This window comes from Rheinheimera sp. EpRS3, assembly GCF_001513785.1.
GTDB lineage: Bacteria > Pseudomonadota > Gammaproteobacteria > Enterobacterales > Alteromonadaceae > Alishewanella.
Genome location: NZ_LNQS01000001.1, coordinates 924,385 through 944,316, shown reverse-complemented (window position 1 = coordinate 944,316; position 19,932 = coordinate 924,385). Strand labels below are relative to the sequence as shown.

At 48.7% G+C, this 19,932-nt stretch carries 18 protein-coding genes; 8 read left to right on the top strand and 10 right to left on the bottom strand.

Translation table 11 applies throughout. The features are described from left to right. Positions 1 to 90: 90 nt before the first annotated feature. The 3 genes from metH to AR688_RS04080 are packed head-to-tail and all read right to left on the bottom strand — an operon-like array spanning position 91 to position 4,730. The gene (metH, locus tag AR688_RS04090) at positions 91 to 2,712 is read right to left on the bottom strand and encodes a methionine synthase (protein ID WP_068229488.1); all 2,622 of its coding nucleotides are present in this window, start codon (positions 2,710 to 2,712) and stop codon (positions 91 to 93) included. Beyond that, positions 2,712 to 3,776: a homocysteine S-methyltransferase family protein gene (locus tag AR688_RS20695; protein WP_068229486.1), complete on the bottom strand. Its 1,065-nt coding sequence runs from the start codon at positions 3,774 to 3,776 to the stop codon at positions 2,712 to 2,714. Before AR688_RS20695 ends, metH begins: the two co-directional genes overlap by 1 nt. Positions 3,777 to 3,803: 27 nt before the next feature. Further along, positions 3,804 to 4,730, bottom strand: coding sequence for a homoserine O-succinyltransferase (locus AR688_RS04080; RefSeq protein ID WP_068229483.1), 927 nt, complete (start codon positions 4,728 to 4,730; stop codon positions 3,804 to 3,806). A gap of 213 nt (positions 4,731 to 4,943) precedes the next feature. Here AR688_RS04080 and AR688_RS04075 point away from each other — a divergent pair, with 213 nt between their 5' ends. Beyond that, complete coding sequence (locus AR688_RS04075; RefSeq protein ID WP_068229482.1) at positions 4,944 to 5,276, top strand: hypothetical protein; 333 nt, start codon at positions 4,944 to 4,946, stop codon at positions 5,274 to 5,276. A gap of 57 nt (positions 5,277 to 5,333) precedes the next feature. On the opposite strand, the gene AR688_RS04070 is transcribed toward AR688_RS04075, so the two are convergent. The 4 genes from AR688_RS04070 to AR688_RS19835 all read right to left on the bottom strand — a co-directional run bounded on the left by AR688_RS04070 (position 5,334) and on the right by AR688_RS19835 (position 9,008). Beyond that, a complete protein-coding gene (locus AR688_RS04070) occupies positions 5,334 to 5,996 on the bottom strand; it encodes an alpha/beta fold hydrolase (protein WP_068229476.1) in 663 nt (220 codons plus the stop codon). Between the two features lie 215 nt (positions 5,997 to 6,211). Continuing rightward, on the bottom strand, positions 6,212 to 6,766 hold the full coding sequence (locus tag AR688_RS04065) for a hypothetical protein (protein ID WP_156420201.1): 555 nt from the start codon (positions 6,764 to 6,766) through the stop codon (positions 6,212 to 6,214). Between the two features lie 707 nt (positions 6,767 to 7,473). After that, entirely contained in the window at positions 7,474 to 8,613 is a 1,140-nt protein-coding gene (locus tag AR688_RS04060; RefSeq protein WP_068229469.1) for a hypothetical protein, read from the bottom strand. A 104-nt stretch (positions 8,614 to 8,717) separates the two neighbouring features. Then, positions 8,718 to 9,008: a hypothetical protein gene (locus AR688_RS19835; RefSeq protein WP_082694671.1), complete on the bottom strand. Its 291-nt coding sequence runs from the start codon at positions 9,006 to 9,008 to the stop codon at positions 8,718 to 8,720. Between the two features lie 429 nt (positions 9,009 to 9,437). Between AR688_RS19835 and AR688_RS04055 the strand changes: the two genes are divergently transcribed. Both AR688_RS04055 and AR688_RS04050 read left to right on the top strand, forming a co-directional pair. Next, entirely contained in the window at positions 9,438 to 9,875 is a 438-nt protein-coding gene (locus AR688_RS04055; protein ID WP_068229467.1) for an OsmC family protein, read from the top strand. 94 nt (positions 9,876 to 9,969) lie between these two features. Continuing rightward, positions 9,970 to 10,185 (top strand): hypothetical protein, encoded by a 216-nt coding sequence (locus AR688_RS04050; RefSeq protein ID WP_068229466.1) that lies wholly within the window; start codon positions 9,970 to 9,972, stop codon positions 10,183 to 10,185. A gap of 71 nt (positions 10,186 to 10,256) precedes the next feature. On the opposite strand, the gene AR688_RS04045 is transcribed toward AR688_RS04050, so the two are convergent. After that, on the bottom strand, positions 10,257 to 10,688 hold the full coding sequence (locus AR688_RS04045) for a MarR family winged helix-turn-helix transcriptional regulator (protein WP_068229465.1): 432 nt from the start codon (positions 10,686 to 10,688) through the stop codon (positions 10,257 to 10,259). A gap of 105 nt (positions 10,689 to 10,793) precedes the next feature. Between AR688_RS04045 and AR688_RS04040 the strand changes: the two genes are divergently transcribed. Beyond that, the gene (locus AR688_RS04040) at positions 10,794 to 11,006 is read left to right on the top strand and encodes a hypothetical protein (protein WP_068229463.1); all 213 of its coding nucleotides are present in this window, start codon (positions 10,794 to 10,796) and stop codon (positions 11,004 to 11,006) included. On the opposite strand, the gene AR688_RS04035 is transcribed toward AR688_RS04040, so the two are convergent. Both AR688_RS04035 and AR688_RS04030 read right to left on the bottom strand, forming a co-directional pair. Then, positions 10,995 to 11,564 carry a hypothetical protein gene (locus AR688_RS04035; RefSeq protein WP_068229460.1) on the bottom strand — a complete coding sequence of 190 codons (570 nt, stop codon included), beginning with the start codon at positions 11,562 to 11,564 and terminating at the stop codon, positions 10,995 to 10,997. The genes AR688_RS04040 and AR688_RS04035 overlap by 12 nt on opposite strands. A gap of 15 nt (positions 11,565 to 11,579) precedes the next feature. Beyond that, positions 11,580 to 12,299 (bottom strand): DUF4386 domain-containing protein, encoded by a 720-nt coding sequence (locus tag AR688_RS04030; protein ID WP_068231171.1) that lies wholly within the window; start codon positions 12,297 to 12,299, stop codon positions 11,580 to 11,582. A gap of 200 nt (positions 12,300 to 12,499) precedes the next feature. Between AR688_RS04030 and AR688_RS04025 the strand changes: the two genes are divergently transcribed. From AR688_RS04025 to AR688_RS04010, 4 genes are all read left to right on the top strand, one after another. After that, positions 12,500 to 13,027: a lipocalin family protein gene (locus tag AR688_RS04025; protein ID WP_082694670.1), complete on the top strand. Its 528-nt coding sequence runs from the start codon at positions 12,500 to 12,502 to the stop codon at positions 13,025 to 13,027. 132 nt (positions 13,028 to 13,159) lie between these two features. Next, a complete protein-coding gene (locus AR688_RS04020) occupies positions 13,160 to 14,197 on the top strand; it encodes an RDD family protein (protein WP_068229455.1) in 1,038 nt (345 codons plus the stop codon). A 234-nt stretch (positions 14,198 to 14,431) separates the two neighbouring features. After that, the gene (gene putA / locus AR688_RS04015; protein ID WP_068229453.1) at positions 14,432 to 18,235 is read left to right on the top strand and encodes a bifunctional proline dehydrogenase/L-glutamate gamma-semialdehyde dehydrogenase PutA; all 3,804 of its coding nucleotides are present in this window, start codon (positions 14,432 to 14,434) and stop codon (positions 18,233 to 18,235) included. A 237-nt stretch (positions 18,236 to 18,472) separates the two neighbouring features. After that, complete coding sequence (locus AR688_RS04010) at positions 18,473 to 19,903, top strand: YfcC family protein (protein ID WP_068229449.1); 1,431 nt, start codon at positions 18,473 to 18,475, stop codon at positions 19,901 to 19,903. The last annotated feature ends 29 nt before the right edge of the window (positions 19,904 to 19,932 follow it).

Sequence of the window (19,932 nt, the reverse complement as noted above, 5' to 3'; positions counted from 1 at the left end):
AAATGCAAGCTATTTGCTATAGCAGAAACAACGATGTTTTATTTTATAACAAACACTTAGCCGCGTTATTGCTGCATGCAGGCTAGCGCACTAGCGCAGGTTAGGCGCTAGCCAGCTTTGCGCCTGCTCAGGGCTCCAGCCTTTTTTCACCGCGTATTCGTTAAGCTGATCAACGTCAATTTTGCTGACGGCAAAGTATTTGCTGTCGGGGTGGCCAAAGTACCAGCCACTTACCGCCGCGCCCGGCCACATGGCGTAGCTTTCGGTTAATACGATGCCGGTTTGCGCTTCTACATCCAGCAGCTGCCACAAGGTGCCTTTTTCAGTGTGCTCCGGGCAGGCCGGGTAACCCGGTGCCGGGCGGATGCCCTGATACAACTCGCGAATAAGCTGCTCGTTATCAAGTGTCTCATCGGCGGCATAGCCCCAATACTCACGCCGAACTTTTAAATGCAGGTATTCGGCCAGCGCTTCAGCTAAACGGTCGGCCAACGCTTTTACCATAATGCTGTTGTAATCATCATGTTCAGCAGCAAATTTGGCGGCGAACTCATCAGCGCCAAAGCCGGTGCTAACGGCAAAGCCACCAATATAATCTTTAACACCACTATCAACCGGCGCAATAAAATCAGCCAGGCTGCAATTGGGTGCATTATTTCTCAGCTGTAACTGCTGGCGCAGGTTATATAAACGGGCTTTTTCAACGCTGCGCGTCTCATCGGTGTACACCACTATATCTTCGCCATCACTATTAGCCGGAAACAAACCAAACACTGCCTTGCCTTTGACATGGCCGCCGTTAATCATGCTGTCAAGCATCGCATTGGCGTCTTTAAACAGCTTACGCGCTTCTATGCCGACTTCAGCATGGTTTAAAATCGCCGGGTATTTGCCGGATAACTGCCAGGTTAAAAAGAACGGTGTCCAGTCGATATAGTCGCGCAAAATATTAAGATCAACATCCGGCCATAAGTGCACGCCCGATTGCTTTGGCGCTGGTGCTACCTTAGTTAAATCAAGCTGGAATTTATTCGCTTTAGCCTCAGCTAAACTAAGCAGCTTTTCACCAGGCCGGCTACGGGCATGTTGCTCGCGCGCCACTACATATTCGTTTTTAATCCGCGCTAAATAATCGGCTTTGCTATCGGGCGTAATTAACGATTGCACCACCGACACACTGCGCGACGCGTTGGGTACATACACCACACCGTTGGCATAATTGGGTTCTATTTTTACTGCAGTGTGGGCTTTTGAGGTGGTGGCGCCGCCAATTAACAGCGGCTGGGTAAAACCCAGGCGCGTCATCTCTTTGGCCACATGCACCATTTCATCCAGTGACGGCGTAATCAGGCCGGATAAACCAATCACATCCACATCACGCTCTTTGGCCACGCGCAACAACTCGGCGCAGGGCACCATTACGCCAAGATCTATCACTTCAAAGTTATTACACTGCAGCACCACACCAACAATGTTTTTGCCGATATCATGCACATCGCCTTTTACCGTGGCCAACAGTACCTTGCCCTGGGCCCGACCGCCTTCTTTTTCCAGCTCAATGTAGGGCTGCAAATAGGCCACAGCCTTTTTCATTACCCGCGCCGATTTCACCACTTGTGGCAGAAACATCTTGCCTTCGCCAAACAAATCGCCGACCACGTTCATGCCGTCCATTAAAGGCCCTTCAATCACATGCAGCGGTTTTTCCGCCTGTTGCCGCGCCTCTTCAGTGTCGATCTCGATAAAGTCGGTAATGCCTTTAACCAGCGCATGCTCCAACCGTTTGTTAACCGGCAGGCTGCGCCAGGCATCATCGATTTTTTCTGCCACGCTGCCATCGCCTTTAAACTGGGCGGCAATCTCCAGCAGCCGCTCGGTGGCATCATCGCGCCGGTTAAGAATAACGTCCTCTACCCGCTCTTTTAATAATGCAGGAATATCGTCATACACGGTAAGCTGGCCGGCATTAACAATGCCCATATCCATACCGGCGCCAATAGCGTGGTATAAAAATACTGAGTGAATGGCTTCGCGCACCGCATCATTGCCGCGAAACGAGAACGACACATTGGATACACCGCCGGAGATTTTCGCATGCGGGCACAAACACTTTATCTCGCGGGTAGCTTCAATAAAGTCGACCGCATAGTTGTTGTGCTCTTCAATACCGGTGGCGACAGCAAAGATATTCGGGTCAAAAATAATGTCTTCTGGCGGAAAACCAATTTGCTCAGTGAGGATTTTATAAGCGCGCTGGCAAATCTCGACTTTGCGCGCTTTGGTATCGGCCTGGCCCTGTTCGTCAAACGCCATCACCACTACTGCAGCCCCATAGCGGCGTAATAAACGTGCCTGGTGTAAAAACGGTACTTCGCCTTCTTTTAGTGAAATAGAGTTAACAACAGCCTTGCCCTGAATGCATTTTAACGCCGCTTCGATAACTTCCCATTTCGACGAGTCGACCATAATCGGCACCCGCGATATATCCGGCTCTGAGGCCAGCAGCTGCAGGTAACGCACCATGGCGGCCTTGCTGTCGAGCATGGCCTCATCCATATTGATATCAATGATTTGCGCGCCGCTTTCAACTTGTTGCCGCGCCACATCAAGCGCCGCCTCGTAGTCGCCGTTTAAAATCAGCTTTTTGAATCTGGCTGAGCCGGTAACGTTAGTCCGCTCGCCAACGTTGATAAATCGGGCCTGTTGTCGCATTACCACTCCAGAGAAAAGGCTTCAAGGCCGGCTAAATGAAAACTATGGTTCGGCGCTTTAGGTTGGCGGGCCGGTGCATCCTTTACTGCCTCGGCGATGGCTTTAATATGCTCCGGCGTGGTGCCGCAGCAACCACCAACAATATTGAGAAAGCCCTGTTTGGCCCAATCGCTAATTTCAGTGGCCATCTCGGTGGCGCCTAAATCGTATTCGCCAAATTCATTTGGCAGGCCGGCGTTAGGGTGCACCGACACATAAGCTTCTGATACACCAGACAGCGTCTCGACATAAGGCCGCAATAAATCCGGCCCTAAAGCGCAGTTAAGGCCAAAACACACCGGCTCAACATGGGCCAGGCTGTGATAAAAGGCTTCGGTAGTCTGGCCGGACAAAGTACGGCCGGAGGCATCGGTAATGGTGCCGGAGATCATCACCGGGAGTTTAAAGCCGACTTCATCAAATACTTTTAGCACCGCAAAAGCCGCCGCCTTGGCATTTAGGGTATCAAAGATAGTTTCCAGCATAATAATGTCGGCGCCACCTTCGATTAAAGCGTGGGTCGATTCGGTATAGGCGTCCACTAACTCATCAAAGCTGACATTGCGAAAGCCCGGGTCATTCACATCCGGCGATATCGACGCGGTGCGGTTAGTTGGCCCTAACACACCGGCAACAAAGCGCGGTTTATGTGGTTCAAGTGCGGTCACTTCATCACAAACTTTCCGCGCCAACGCGGCCGCTTCGTGGTTAATTCGTGCTGACAAGGCTTCCATCTGGTAATCGGCCATCGCAATAGGCGTGGCATTAAAGCTGTTTGTTTCAACAATATCGGCACCGGCCAGCAGGTACTGACGGTGAATATCGGCTATCAGATCCGGCTGACTTAATACCAGTAAATCATTATTGCCTTTTACATCACAGGGCCAGTTAGCAAATTCGCTGCCGCGGTAATCGGCCTCTTCCAGGCGGTGCTGCTGGATCATGGTGCCCATAGCGCCATCAAGAATGAAAATACGCTCAGATAACAGCTTACGAAAATGGTCAGGCGTCAGTCTTGCAGTCATAAAATGCTCGTTTTAATAATCAGTAACTTAGGTGTTACGACCAATCTGGCTTAGCTCAAACGGCGTGGCCTGGTAGACATAATAGTTCAGCCAGTTGCTAAACAGTAAAAAGGCGTGACTTTGCCACAGCTTTTGCGGCCCCTGCAAGGGGTCATTGTGGCGGTAATAATTTTCCGGTAATTTGGCCGCGACACCGGCAGCGACATCGCGCTGATACTCTTCGTCCAGCGTACTTAAATCATACTCCGGGTGGCCGGTAACAAATACCCGACTGCCACTGCTGTTTTGCAATAAATAAGCGCCGGTGACATCGGCCTCGGCCAGGATATGTAAGTCAGCGTGCTGCTGGTACTTTTGCTTCGGCACCTGAGCATAACGCGAGTGCGGCACTAAAAACTCGTCATCAAAACCGCGCACCAATGGGCACAACGGCTGGCTGACCTGTTGCCAGTACACGCCGGATAATTTTTCACCGCGGATTTCGCGCTGTAAACCATAATACTGATACAAGGCGGCATGCGCCGCCCAGCATAAAAACAAGGTGGAGGTAACATTGTTATCGGCCCAGCGCAGAATATCGCCAAACTGCGCCCAGTAGGTAACGTCTTCATAATCGACCAGCCCCAGCGGCGCGCCGGTAATAATTAAGCCATCATATTTTTGCTGTTGTACTTCAGAGAAATAGCGATAAAAGCAATTTAAATGGCTTGGTGGCGTGTTTTTGCTGACATGATCGTCAATGCGCAGCAAATCGACATCTACCTGCAGCGGGCTGTTGGCCAGCAAACGCAATAGCTGAATTTCAGTGGCAATTTTATTTGGCATTAAATTTAAAATAGCAATTTTCAGCGGCCGGATATCCTGCGACTGCGCCCGGCTTTCGGTCATTACAAACACATTTTCGGCCGACAAGGCTTCCACCGCCGGCAACTGATCGATCACTTTAATAGGCATAGCCACACCCGGTTAACTGACATAGCCGCTACTTTGCGTAAAATGCACTGCAAAGTCAACTTCTATACGTTTAGATGGCTAAATAATAAGGACTGATTGTCAGTTTTGCGCTACAGCCAATCATGGTGATGGCTGCTAAACGATTGCTGAAAAAGGCGTTACCGGCTATTTTGAGTAAAATGCTTTTGGCGTGGCAACTTATCAGGGTAACTTATGGCAATACAATTTATTCCACTTATCAAAGCACTTGCGCCCTATCTGACAACAATAGCCACTAGCGCTATTCCGGCTTTTACCTCTAAATCTGAAGTGGCCAAATCAGACCCGGTGGTGGCACAGCAAATTACAGAGTTACAGGATGCGGTAACGAAAAATGCGCAATCACTGCATATTATTGCCGAGCAATTGCAAAAGGTTATTACCTCTGCCGAAGAGGCATCAGTAGAAGCACAGCGGCAGGTTGCTACTTATAAAACGCTGGTGCTGGGCAGCAGCATGGTGTCTGTTATTGCTATTGTTGTAGCGATTTATGGCCTTATCGTCTGAGGCCAGTCAATGCTGGTCTATGCCTTGCTGAAATATAGTCTGTTACTTCGCTCGGTTTTATAACTGCGCCCAATCATTCAGGTATTCTGCTAACTCGCGGGGCTTTTCCAGTGGCAGCATATGGCCTGAACCTGCGGTGCTTATAACTGACAGTTTGGGGTTTGCTTTGCTAATCTCATTAAGCCACTGAGCACTTACTAAGCTGTCGCCAACGCTGTAGTAAAAACATGTATGGCGTGGTAGCTCATTTACCCTGGCAGACAAATCCATTCTGTTTGAAGTGTATTGGTACTGGCTGATAAACTCAGCTTCACCTAGGTCGTTGTCCATTTCTAAGATGATATCTGTAAGGCGATCTATTTGGCTGCCAGCATCCAGTAATGTTTTAGCCCTGTGCCTGCTAATACCTTTATAGCCATATTTCTTCACCAACTGTAGGGTGTCTTTTCGCTGATTTAGCTCTGCTGAGGACAAGCTGGTAGGGCTATTGGATATGACAAATAACTTGTTTACGCGCTGCGGGTACCGCAACGAGAAATAGGTTGCGATATAGCCACCAAGCGAAAAGCCAACCAGATTTACGCTATCGCCAGCAAATAACTTGTTAAAGTGCTCAGCCAGCTCGTCGAAGTTCTTTTCCCGCGGGATGTTCAGATAAACCAGCTCAACTGAGCTATGCAAGTAAGACAGCACTTGCGCCCATAACTTTTCGTTGCACATTGTGCCAGGTATTAAATAAAGCTTACAGGTCAAAAGCCCCTCCGAAAGTTATAGCGTAGCCAGCAGCAAGTTTTAATTTTTATCTGCCCCCAATTATCATTACTCCAAAGAAAAACTACACCAAGCTTTCGGGCGATGACATAGCGGCACAATCGCGAAGTGCCGCTGCGTTACTATCTAAGTTACCGAATGGAGCGAGTTTGTGATGTGAGTGTTTATTTCAGACTCCATGTTTTGGAGTTTTCGTCAATGTAATCAACGATGGCATTAAACAATGGGTACCAAGTATTTTGGTCATTAACTCCAGCCCAAACGTAGTCGAGATGTTTTTCAACGACGAAAATATCCTCCAAAGTATCTGGCTTCGTAAGAATAAACTGGGCGTACTCCTTGCCATTTTCTCTTCTGGTATCAAATCTCAGCCATAAAAAAGGTTTATATGCTTTATACGCTTTGTTGATTCCTATTTTTTCACGCACAGATGGAACTTCTTCAGTTAGATCGTTTTGAATGATCAGCGTTTCTAAATCATCTAAAGTAATTGTTGCATTAAAATAATTAATATTTCCGATCTGGCCTTTGACGAAGTCATTGTCTGGCAACAACAGTAATGACTTCATCGAGTCAAGATCGACAGGGGAACTTTTAACTATAGTAGCTTGATTTTTCGTCGGAAAGCGCCCAGTGGTTGGATCCAGTTGAGCAACTTTCATACTGCTACAAGCAGTTAAAAGCAAGGCTGATATAACTAAAAAATATTTTTTTAACACTTAAAACTCTCCATATTGTTGATTTAATTCAGTACATAACGCCAACTGTAATGTTTTCATACTCGTTGAACCTATCCCCCAGCCCAACCAGATTAACTAAATTGGAAGGCGTCGAAAACAAAAAGGAAAAGATTCAATGAATTTTATACTACACAATATTCATACTATTTTGGAATGGATTTTATTCTTGACAGTACTGTTTATGACAAATTTTTTCCGAAAGAATTTGTACAGCGATAGCTGGCACGAGGTGATAAGTACTGGATGTGCTTTTCAGGGCGATTAATGGTGGCAAAGCTAAGACCGACTCCACCTGTGCTGAGCCTGAAACTAACTGGCTTTAAGCCCAACGCCCTGAATAATGCCAGCAACAGTTTAACCGATGAATGTCTGGTGCCCCTGCTGTGGGCAAGGATGCTGAAATCAGCAGGCGCTCATTGAGCATGAGATAAGAGAGCCCCGATATGTATTTGTTGCAAGCTATCGCCTGGCAACCATGATGACAGATGAAGCAGTCTATCTTGCTGATGGACAAGAGCCTGGCCGTTAACGCGGCCAGAAGAGCGGTTTTACCTATTGACTCCGAGAAGGCTCATATGTGTTAGGTGCTTTCACTCATAGCAGATATCGGAAATTCAATTATTTTTATAAGCGATCTCATTTTTACAACAGGGACATCTCTTTTTTTATCATCAGACTACAAACACTTAATCGCCTTCATCCATTTCTCTGGGTCCGCCTCCAGGTTCTATAACTAAAGTTTTTCCAGATACACCGCCACCCCGTTCTTGTTCACGATCTGTCATTCGGTGAGAGTATCCGAACGGTCCAAGTTCGCTTTGATTTTCTGGTCCAGGTCTGACCTGAGATACATTTTGCCCTTGCTGCCTCATAGTTTCTTCGAATCTCTTTGCACCATATAGACTATTACGGGTTGCTGCTCGCCCACCATACATAGCTGGAGTAGGTATCGCCAATTCCCCCTGGCCAGTTTCTGCCACCCTATCTACATAGCTGCTAGTTATATCTGCCGTACTGGGTCGAGTTCCTCGATTTGTTCTAGGATACCTAAACCTCAAATCTGTCGTGTTAAAAGGTAAAGTAGACTCTTCAGCCAACGGCGATTCTTGTACATCCACACCTGTAAGAGCTTCCCCTCCCCGTTTTTCCAGCTCCTCTCTTGCCATTCTGGACTCTTCATCTGCAGGGAATTCAGCGCTTGGTGTTGTAGCTATATACCTGTTTCCCCTCCTTGATAGACTGGGATCTCTCCTTACTTCTGCGAGTGCCCCCCTGCAAGATTCTTCTCCGTAGGCAAGCGTTACGGTTGGGGGACCTGGGCCACCCAAAAGCTCATCTTCCGTTATTTCATTTCCTAAACAATCTTCCATCGCACTATCGGCTTTCAATATAGTTTCGTAAGACTCGTGAAAATTCTCAACAAGCCATGTATTGATATCTACAGGTTCGGAACCAGTTTTTATCGTTTGAAAATTCTCGACGAAGGAAGGGTGAAATTTTCCTACCCATCTCTCAATTGGCCCCAAGTGTCTTGCTCCCATTGGGCCACTACTCAAAGTGAATTGACCTTGAATGCATTCATTTGAACCAGCCGATGCCATTAATTTATTCGTTTTAGTGTTATTATTCGACATATCCTGAAAAGCTCTTAATTGCTGAACCTGAGGGCGATTATTCGCGAGCTCTATCAACTTTCTTTGAGCAATGGTTTCATCACGATTATCCATAAACTGGAATGTAGAGCCACCACCACGATGCTTTTGAGATACCTCATTTGCAACTGATTGGTTTTTATTTTTTTGCGTTTTGTCAGCGTAAGTATTCATGTTCTGTCCTTTTGGATTTTATCTTATCGCCCGATTTTGCACATAACGCTCAAAGCAGCTGCGCGGTACGCGTCGGCTGGCTTTGCTTGTTATATGCGATTGCATTAAATTTTGAACCTTTGAAACGTTTTTTTGGCGATAAATAGCATCAAGCCAAAAAGCACTAACATGACAAGGCCAAAAGCACCAAAAAACATGGTTATTTCTATACCTGATAACTCACTGCTGCGAATAGGTTCATTGATATCGAATTTCATCAAGTTACCCAACACATAGATAATTCCTGTGCTTAATCCGGTAAATAATGGCAATAAGACAAGATAAACGCATACCCTAAAAAAGCGTTTCTTTTCACTAAATGGAGCATCAATTCGGTAGTTGAAATTTGAACTCAATATCTACTCCCATTGCAGCATATAACAGCTTATTCAAAGGATCTAAACCCGCAAGTTACAACATTTCATCCAGTCTAGGGCGCTAGCTGAATGTAAATCAAGCATTTTTATCTTGTAGCAATTTATGTTGCTGCAACTTGCGATTTTTGTACCCGCGAGTTGCTGATAAAAAACTCAAAGACCAAACTGTATTTTTGAACAGGTATTTCAGCTGGCTTGATGCCAGGTTCGTTAAACCCTGCAAGTTTTACAATTCTTACCCTATACCATGAATACCTTACCGGGCCGGGCAAAGGGCGTTGTTGCTAAAACGCCCTGCTGGCGCGCTCTTGCCGGTGTGGAACAGCTCTTGCTGCTGTATGGGTAGCTTAACCGCGCGGATACCATTCGCGTTGTCGACAACACCACTTACCAACTAAGGAGCACCACATGGCTATTATCAAATGGGCTACTGCAAAATATGAAGGTCTTGGCAAAGACGGTAAAGGACATGTTTCTACTGAATCGGGCGCTTTGAAAGATCAGCCTTATGGCTTTAATACACGGTTTGAAGACAAAGCAGGTACCAACCCGGAAGAGCAAGTCGCTGCGGCGCATGCGTCGTGTTTTACGATGGCGCTGTCTTTTGGCCTGGCAAAGCTCGGTTTTAGCAAAGGCAGTTTAGCGTCTAAGGTAGCTATTACACTGGTAAAAGAAGGTGACGGTTTTACCATCTCAAAATCTGAAATCTGGTTAGATGCCAAAGTACCGGGTATGAGCGGTGAGGATTTTGAAAAAGCAGCGGTAGAGGCCAAACTAACCTGCCCGATATCCAGGTTATTAACGTGTGACGTTACCTTAGATATTACCTCGTTTGAAGGTAGTTAATTGAGCTGAGCTAGTTAGCTATCTCAGAGTAACTAATAAGGCCCGTTTTAATAACGTTAAAACGGGCCGCTTTAAACACAATGGAGCCTGATTAATGACAACTGAGCAACCTGAAGAAGAGTCACGTAGTTTTATGCACTATGCGGCACTGAAAACCGCCATTGTTAATAATGAAGAGCAGCGGGTAAAAGAGCTGCTGGCAAACCAAAGTATGCAAGCGCTGGAAAAAGGCTACCTGCTTGATTTAGCCGGGTTAAACAATAACAGCACTATTGTGGCGCTATTGGAAGCGGTGCCAGTCACGCCATAAATTCAGCAAGAAATGCTTTTGCCTCTGGCTGCCGTTACTGGTATTTCCCACGATAAGGCTACTGCAGTAACTTAAGTATTTACTAAGTTCTGGTACATCTGCGCCAGCGCTTGCGCTACCTGCGCTTGCTGCTCTGTAGTTAGGCCAACCAGCATTTTGCCGGCTATCTGGCGTTTTTTTGCCTTTACCTCTGCGGCCAATTGCTGGCCTTGTGCCGACAATACCAGTAGCTGGCGCCTGCCATCTGCAGGATCGTTTTGGCGCTGTAATAAAGCAGCTTGCTGTAAGTCATTTAACAACCGGGTAATTTGCGCTTTATCCCGCCTTAAAAGCTCTGTTAGTTGCTGCGCTGTGCTGCCTGGTTTTACAGCCAGCATCAGCAGCAGGCGGCCATGCATTGCTGTTAGCCCCGGTAATTCTGGGGCCAGTTGCTGAAAAAACTGGCCGCGTAATTCCGCAGTTAGCTGTTGCAGTTGGTCGAGCAAATCCCGCTTTTCATCCATAACGCTGCCTTAAACACCATCAACAAGTTGACATTATCAACTAAAAACCCAACAATTAAGTTGATTATATCAACCAATACAACAAAAACCAGTTAGGAGTTAATAATGTCTGACGTACACAGCTGCCCCACCTGTAATGCCCGAGCGAAAAAGATCATCGACCCACAAAGCGGCGAGCCACGGCTTAAAGCGTTGCAAGATGATGAGGTTGCAGCCAAAGTAGTGCAGCTGAAGCTGATGCTGCAAAAAGAAAAACAGCGTAATGAGCAGTTAAAAGCCAGGCTGGCTGAGCTGGAACAACGCAACTCAGCGCAATAACTGCTGCAGTTCAGCGCTATGATGATAGTAGCCCGTAGCATTAAATGCCTGTGATGCCGGGTTCATAAAACCATGCGCAAATGGCGTTGCAACAGCGCCTACACCCGGTTTTTGCTGCAACTGCGCGCAGATGTCGGCTAGCGCAAAATGCGGCTCGCTAGCGCCAAAAATTATCTGCGTTGGCACTTGCGGCGTCACAAACAGATGCCGGTGAATTTGACCGGGGTAAAATAATACTGCCTGTTTTACTGTGCTGGTTTCTATGTCCGCCAAAGCACGCCACAGCGCACTGGCACCGGCGCTAAAACCAATAGCAAGCTCAAACGGCTGCAGCACTGTTTGCAGTGCCTGCAAAACCTGCCCGGCATATATATCATGGCCACACTGGGCGCTGTAGGCGGCATAAGCCTGTTGCTCATCGGCAAAGTGTTGCGCCGCGCCCTGATAGGGATCGATAAGCTGCATCTGCACAGCTGCAGTGGCGGCCAAATCCTGTGCCAGCCGGTTAAACCCGGCACAAAGGCCAAAAATATCGCTTACGATAACCAGATGCTGCATATAACCTCTGCTTAATTAATTCTCACAACTTTGCTGCCATTGCTGCATATTTACGCCTTTAATTATCATCCATAAGCTTAACGACAGCTCGGCCAGCAATACCGGCAACATGATCCAGGGAAACAACAGCGCGGCTAAGTCATCTGCCAGCAGCAACGCCAGGCTGTTTAGCAAATAACAGACACCGGCCAGGCCGAGCATAGCGCCCAGCAGACGCGGGAAATAAGCCGATTTCATAATAAGATAACCACGGATAATACAGGCCAGCGCAAAAAACAGCAGGCCGATAGCAAAACCATAGCTATGCAACCGGATAGCGACATACGACAGCGCATCCAGTTGCGGTTGGGAAAACGCACTGAGATAAGCCGCGCCGCCCAATAGTAGCAGAGGCACCAGCAGTGTAAGCTTGTTCGCGACTAATACGGCGGTCTGGATCAGATTGAAAAAGGTGGCCGTTAAATTCAGCCCGGCATTAACACGTTTAAACAGCAGATAAAACAGCACGATAACCGGAATATCCAACAGTTGCATGCAAAGATCTGCCACTATGCCAAAGCTCCACAATGACGGCGCACCGGCGATGTACTGCGCCGTTGCCGCCGCATCAGCAGACACTACCAGCGAGCCGCGCACCGCCAGCTCAGCAAACAGGCCCAAACAAATAATGGCCAGGTAACAAACCCCGGCAAAACGCACATAACGCTGCGGCGAGCGATCAAAACAGGAAGTCATAGCGGGCCTTTTCAGTAAGGTGTTAACAAGCTGCAATTATGCTAGCGGCAAAAATAGGCTTTATCCTGCGCCATCAAAACGTTATTACCTACAGCTTTATTGTTACAAGCCATTACAGCAATTAATAACCGGGCACACAGATACAATACGCGCGCAAGCACGTAGTATCGGTATCTTCCCTTTTTGTTTGAAGGATTTTTATGAAAACTCTGCTTAGTATTGCCCTGTTGCTCGGCAGCTGCCTTAGCCTGCAAAGCTGTACCGGCGTGCCGGATGGTGTTACGCCGGTAACACCATTTGAACTTAACCGCTATTTGGGGCAGTGGCATGAAATTGCCAGGCTGGACCACCGCTTTGAGCGTGGTTTAACTGACGTAACGGCTAACTACTCCTTGCGCGATGATGGCGGTGTTAAAGTGATTAACCGCGGTTTTAATAGCGAGGATAACGAATGGCAACAGGCAGAGGGCAAGGCGTACTTTGTTGGCGACAGCGATACCGGCGCGCTTAAGGTGTCGTTTTTTGGCCCGTTTTACGGTGGTTACAATGTGGCTAAACTTAGCGCTGACTACAGCATTGTTTTGGTTGTAGGCCCGTCAACAGATTTCGCCTGGTTACTGGCGCGTAGCAAAACACCAGACAAAGACCTGTGCGACGACTATATGGCCTTTGCTGAGCGCCTTGGCATTACTGCTCAGCAATGGATTTGGCTGCAATCATGTGTTTGATTTAATATGCGCTTTACATAGATAAGTAAAAGGGCAAAGCCCTGAATGGCCAAAGTTTGTACATTGTGCATTGCATTAGTAGCGCGCTGTGTTTAAAGTAATTTTAATCAGCCAGTTAGAGCCACCTAAACCATGAGCACACTCCCCCCTGCCGACAACGCCGTGATTTCTGAAGTGGCGCCCGACACCTTTGTTGACAGCAGCGGCCAGCAACTGACTGATCGCCAGGTTCGGGGTGTGGTTACGCCACATGTATTTGCCGTAGCACCGGAGTTAATTGGCCAGCCATTGGCCAGGCCCGCGCGCCGTGGTGTGGCGATACTGATTGACGGTTTTTTTATTGCCGCCCTTACTTCCGGCAGCCTGATTTTTCTGTTGCCTATGCTGGCTTATCTGGCGTGGTCGCGCTGGCAGGTAGGTAAAACCGGACAGGTGGCTATTCTGGCCTGTACGGCACTGGTGCTGTTTACCAGCAATAACTGGACTGCATCGCTGCCCTCAGACACCACTATTAAACGTATTACAGACAGCACCGCCGTATCGGCGAATGCCCTGCGCTTAAGCCAGGCTGACTGCGATGCAAGCTGTGCACAAGCACAGCTACAGGCGGTGATACAACAACTGCAAAAAACCCAACTGAGCATTGCCGAGCGGGAAGAAATGCTCAGCGATTTGCTGGATATCAGCCAGCTGTCTGCCAGCGAAAAAGCTTCAGTGATGACAGAAGCGATTACCAGCCTCAAAGTTGGCGCGACTGTGGAACAAATGAGCGCGACAGTACAAGGCAGCACCAGCTCGCCCGAGCCGGCAGCTTCGATTACCGGCGCTTCGCTGTGGCAAAGGCTGCAGGAATCGGATCACAGTGTACTGAAATGGGTGCAAGGTATTTTAGCTGATTTAGGTATCGGTTTTGGCTGGGCTATCGGCTATTTTACGCTGTTTATTGCCTGGAATAATGGCCAGACTATTGGCAAAAAGCTATGCGGTATTCGCGTAGTGCAACTGGACAACAAACCCATCTCCCTGTGGGGCGCCTTTGGCCGCCAGGGCGGTTATAGCGCCGGCTTTGCCACCGGCTTACTGGGCTTTTTACAAATCTACTGGGACCCAAACCGCCAGGCCATTCAGGACAAACTGGCTGATACCCTGGTACTGCGGATAAAAAGCTAAACCGGGCGATGTTTTAATGCCCACTCAAAAGGCCAACTTATAACAAAAATCGGCAATATTGAAAAAATACCGAACTTTATACTGTAAAAATACACATAAACCATGTGAATTATGGTTTTTTAGCCAAAATACACTAGCCTATTTTGCCATATTTTCATTAGTATGCGCATAGTAGATTAATGTTAACCGGGCGTTGCCAGCACCATGGCGCAGCGCCGAGCTATAGGCTGATTTATGTTATTTGATGCAGATTTAACCACCGCTTGCCCGCTGCGACAAAAGATCCGTAATTATTACCGCATCGACGAAAATACTGTTATTGACCATTTATTACCCCTGGCAGAAGTGGGCGTTAAAGCCCGCAGCCGTGCCTGGGAGCGTGCCAGACAAATTGTACTTACTATTCGCAAAGAGCAGGACGGCCAGGGTGGTATTGATGCATTATTAAATGAATTCTCCCTGTCGAGCGAAGAAGGCGTAGTGCTGATGTGCCTGGCTGAAGCATTATTGCGGGTGCCGGATAAAAGCACCCAGGAAGCGCTTATTCGCGACAAACTGGCCAAAGGCGACTGGAGCGCACATTTGGGCAGCAGCGACTCGTTGTTTGTTAATGCGTCGTCATGGGGCTTGTTAGTTACCGGTAAAATGGTGAACTACTCGGATCAAAACAAAGCGCATCAGTTTGGTATTCTGAAAAAAACGCTTGGCCGCCTGGGCGAGCCGGTGATCCGCAAGTCGGTTAACTTTGCCATGAAAATTATGGGCAAACAGTTTGTGATGGGGCGCGACATTGATGAAGCGATAGAGCGTGCGGCAGACACCGAGAAAAAAGGTTATGTGTATTCCTACGATATGCTGGGCGAAGGTGCCCGCACTATGGCCGATGCCGAGCGTTACTACCAAAGCTATTTAACCGCCATTCATGCTATTGGCAAAGCTGCCAACGGCCGCGGCCCGATTAAAAGCCCCGGAATTTCCGTTAAGTTGTCGGCTATCCATCCGCGCTACGAGTTTAGCCACCGCGAACGGGTTATGGCCGAATTGCTACCTAAGCTCAAAGCCCTGGTGCTGTTAGCCAAAAACTACGATATTGGCTTTACCGTGGATGCCGAAGAAGCCGATCGCTTAGATATTTCGCTGGATATTATTGCAGCCGTGTTCAGCGATGAAGACCTGGGCGACTGGACAGGCTTTGGCCTGGCAGTACAGGCATATCAGAAACGGGCCATTTTTGTGATTGAATGGCTGGCTGAATTAGCCCGCAAAGTTAACCGCAAAATGATGGTGCGGCTGGTAAAAGGTGCCTACTGGGATACTGAAATTAAAACCACCCAGCAAGATGGCCTGGAACACTTTCCGGTATTTACCCGCAAGGCCTCTACCGACGTATCTTACAAAGCCTGTGCGATTAAATTACTGGAAGCACGCGATGTGTTATATCCGCAATTTGCCACCCACAATGCTTACACCGCCGCCACCATTTTAGAGGTGGCCAAAGGCAACAACACTGGCTTTGAGTTTCAGCGTTTGCACGGCATGGGCGAATCATTGTTCGACCAGATCGTTACTGAAGAGAAAATTCAGTGCCGGGTGTATGCCCCGGTTGGCGAGCATGAAAACCTGCTGGCTTACTTAGTGCGGCGTTTGCTGGAAAACGGCGCTAATTCGTCTTTTGTCAATGCTATTGTTGATACCACCCAACCGGTAGAAGCATTGCTGCCCGATCCGGTAGAAACCCTGCAGGGCCTGCGCAACAAATACAACAGCCAGATAAAAATGCCGCTAGATTTATACGGCGCCGAACGGGAAAATTCCCGCGGGCTGGATTTAACTGATGTTAATGCCCTGATGCCGTTTAAAGCGAATTTAGACAAATGGTTTAATGAGCACAGAATCACTGCCGACACTCTGCCAACAGGTGTGTTAGCGGTAATAAACCCGGCCAATCACCGGGAAATAATAGGCCATGTTAGCCTGCACAGTACTGAACAAATGCAGCAGTTGCTAACGAACGCCGATAAGGCATTTAGCAGTTGGTCACAAGTGCCTATTACACAGCGGGCCAACTTACTGCGCCGGATAGCCGATATTTTAGAGCGCCACAACGACGAGCTGGTGGCCATCTGTATTAAAGAAGCCGGTAAAGTGGCGCAGGATGGTATCGACGAAGTGCGTGAAGCGGTCGACTTTTGCCGCTATTACGCCGCACGGGCAGAAGAGCTGGCCAAAGATGAGCGCTTTGAACCACGCGGGGTAATTTTATGTATCAGCCCGTGGAACTTCCCGCTGGCAATTTTCCTGGGCCAGGTAGCCGCCGCTATTGTTACCGGTAATACCGTTATCGCCAAACCTGCCGAACAAACCAGCCTGATTGCGCTGCGTACCATTGAGCTGATGCACACCGTTGGCTTGCCTGAGCATGTGGTGCAGGCTGTGCTTGCCCGCGGCAGTGATGTAGGTAAAACCATAGTGCCGGACAGCCGCATTCAGGCAGTGATGTTTACCGGTTCTACCGATACCGGCAACCTTATTGCACAAACACTGGCCGGACGCAGTGATATTCAGGTGCCACTGATAGCCGAAACCGGTGGCCAGAACTGTATGATTGTCGACTCGACAGCGCTGCCGGAACAGGTGGTTGACGATGTCATCAGCTCGGGCTTTCAAAGTGCAGGCCAGCGCTGCTCGGCACTGCGGGTGCTGTTTATTCAGGAAGACGTGGCCGACAACATTATTACCATGCTAAAGGGCGCTTTAAAAGAGCTGCATGTTGGCGATCCGGCACTGCTTAGCACTGATGTTGGCCCGGTTATTGATGCAAAAGCACTGAAAAATCTGCAGCAGCATGTCGAGTATCTGCAGGATAAGGCCACACTGCACTACCAGTGCGATATTCCGGATAACGACAGCAACGGAGCTTACTTCTTTGCTCCGCGTTTATATGAAATTAAAGATTTGTCTGTGTTAAAGCGCGAAGTATTTGGCCCTTGCGTACATATTGTCCGCTTTAAAGCGAAAGATCTGGATAAAGTTATCGATCAGATCAACGGTACCGGTTTTGGCCTGACCATGGGTATTCATTCACGGATTGAAGAGCGCTGCGATTATCTGGCTAAAATGTCACGCGCGGGCAATGTGTATGTTAACCGCAATATGATTGGTGCCATTGTCGGCTCTCAGCCCTTTGGCGGCCGTGGCTTGTCAGGCACCGGCCCCAAAGCAGGCGGCCCGAACTACTTAGTGCGGCTGGTAAAAGAAAAGGCCTCGCCGGACAATATACAAATGACGAACCTATCACCCGACGAGCTGGATTTACACCATGCACCCGACGCTGAAGCGCAGGTGCAGCAACTGATGGAAAACTCGCTGCGCGATGAAAAAATCTGGCGTTCAACCGCATTAAATGATCGTATTTCCGCAGTACGGCAATTGTTGGCCAAAATAGCCACCGTTGACATTATTGACGAGCTGGCTGACGATTTAGGCTCTACTCTGGCCGATGCCCGCGCGCAGCTAAACCGGCTGGAAAAACATATGCGCAAAGCCATCGAATTACCCGGGCCTACCGGTGAATCGAATACGCTGCGTTATGAACCACGTGGCTGCGTGGTGTGTTATGCCGATAAGAGCACCTCGTTTAACTTCTGGACCCTGTCTATTATTACCGCACTGGCTGCGGGCAATACTGTCATTACGGTAGCGTCCGAGCTGTTTTATGAAGAAGCACAGACGTTCAGAGAAAAGTTTATCGCCACAGGTGTTGCCAAAGGCGTGTTTCAGGTGGCGAAATCTAACCAGTTGCAGGCTATTCTGGCTCATCCGCATTTGGCCGGTGCGGTTGTTGCTGCACGCTCGTCGCGTTTGGGGTATTTCAGCCAGCAGTTGGCCAAGCGCGAGGGCGCTATTTTGCCGGTGATCAGCGCCGAGTATTACGACACCCTGATCAAACGGCTGATAACGGAAAAAACCATCAGTATTGATACCACCGCCTCGGGTGGTAACACCTCGCTAATGACGATGGTGGAAGACGACGAGTAACCTGCCAGCCATAAGTTACACCATAAAAAGCCAGGCGGTGACACCCTGGCTTTTTTGTCTGCCAAAGCGCAGCCGTTGCCTATGCCAGCGCTGCTGCAGCTGTGTGTAAGCCTTTTGGCCTGTGGCAGGTTTGTGATGCAGCCCTTGTTAGGGTAGACTCCCCCGGTTTTTAAACATAACAATATCGCGCAAAGCGCGTCTTTTCAGACCAAGGGAAACTTATGGGGAGCATAATCTATGGCAAGATTTAAAGTGCCGCACACCCTTACCTTATTGTTTAGCATGATGGTGCTGGCAATGATTGCCACCTGGATAGTACCGCAAGGCTTTTTTGAAACCCAAACCCTGGCCAATGGCCGATCGGCAGTGGTGCCCGGCACCTTTGCCTTAGTAGAAGAGCGCCAGTATTTAAGCCCGTGGCAGCTGTTAACGGCCATACCGCGCGCTTTTGCCAGCGCTCAGGATGTGATTTTCTTTGTGATGATTCTCGGTGGCGTATTGTCTATCGCCCGCGCTACCGGCACGGTAGATGCGCTGATCGGCCGCTTGCTAACCCGCTTTGGTGAAAAGCCGCATATGCTGATCTTTATGGTGGTGTTCTGCTTTGCTATGGCGTCCAGCGCTATTGGTACCGCCGGTGAATATATTCCCTTTGTGCTGATTTTAGTCGCGCTGTGTAAAGCCATGCGGCTGGATGCGATGACAGCTGTGGGCATGACAGTGGCCGGTTATGGTATTGGCTATGGTGTATCGGCTATTAACCCTTTTACGGTGATTATTGCCCAGCAAATTGCTGAAGTGCCGGTACTGTCTGGCATTGAACTGCGCCTGGCGATTTTTATTCCCTTTGTGCTGATTGGCTTTCACCATGTCTGGAGCTATGCCAAAAAAGTACTGGCCGATCCGGCCAGCTCCATGGTAGCCGATTTACCCTGCCCGCTGGGTGATAAACAAACCAGCACTTACCCGCAACTGGCGTTAAACCATAAACTGATTTTAGCCAGCTTTGTCGGTACCATAGCGGTGGTGGCCTATGGCATCCGGGTGCATGGCTGGTACCTGTATGAACTAAGCGCCTGCTTTGTTGCCTGGGGCCTGTTTACTGCAGTGGTTGGCCGTATTTCTGCTGATACTACCGCGCAAAAGTTTATCGATGGCGCTATGGAACTGACCACCACAGCGATGCTGATTGGCGTGGCGCGCGGTATTTCACTGATTATGGAAGATGGCCAGATTTTACACTCGCTGGTGCATGGTATGTCGCTGCCGTTGTCTTATGTTGGCGCTGAAGCGGCGGCTGTGGGTATGCTGATTATTCAAACCCTGCTGAATTTCTTTATTCCCTCCGGCAGTGGCCAGGCCTATGTCACTATGCCGTTAATGGTGCCGCTGAGCGACTTACTCGACATTCCGCGTCAGGTAGCGGTACTGGCGTATCAGTTTGGTGATGGTTTCTCCAATATGCTCATCCCCACCAATGCCGTACTAATGGGCATTATCGGTATTGCCGGTATTCCTTACGGCCACTGGTTCCGCTTTTGTGCGCCGCTGCTGTTAAAGCTGATGCTGGCAGCCTCGGTGGTTTTAGTGCTGGCAGTAGTATTTGACTATGGCGATAGCGTACAACCCCAGGCAGCCGCTGACACCAACCTGAGCCAGCAGGAATAAGCAGTGTGTAACATTGCCGGTAACAGCGT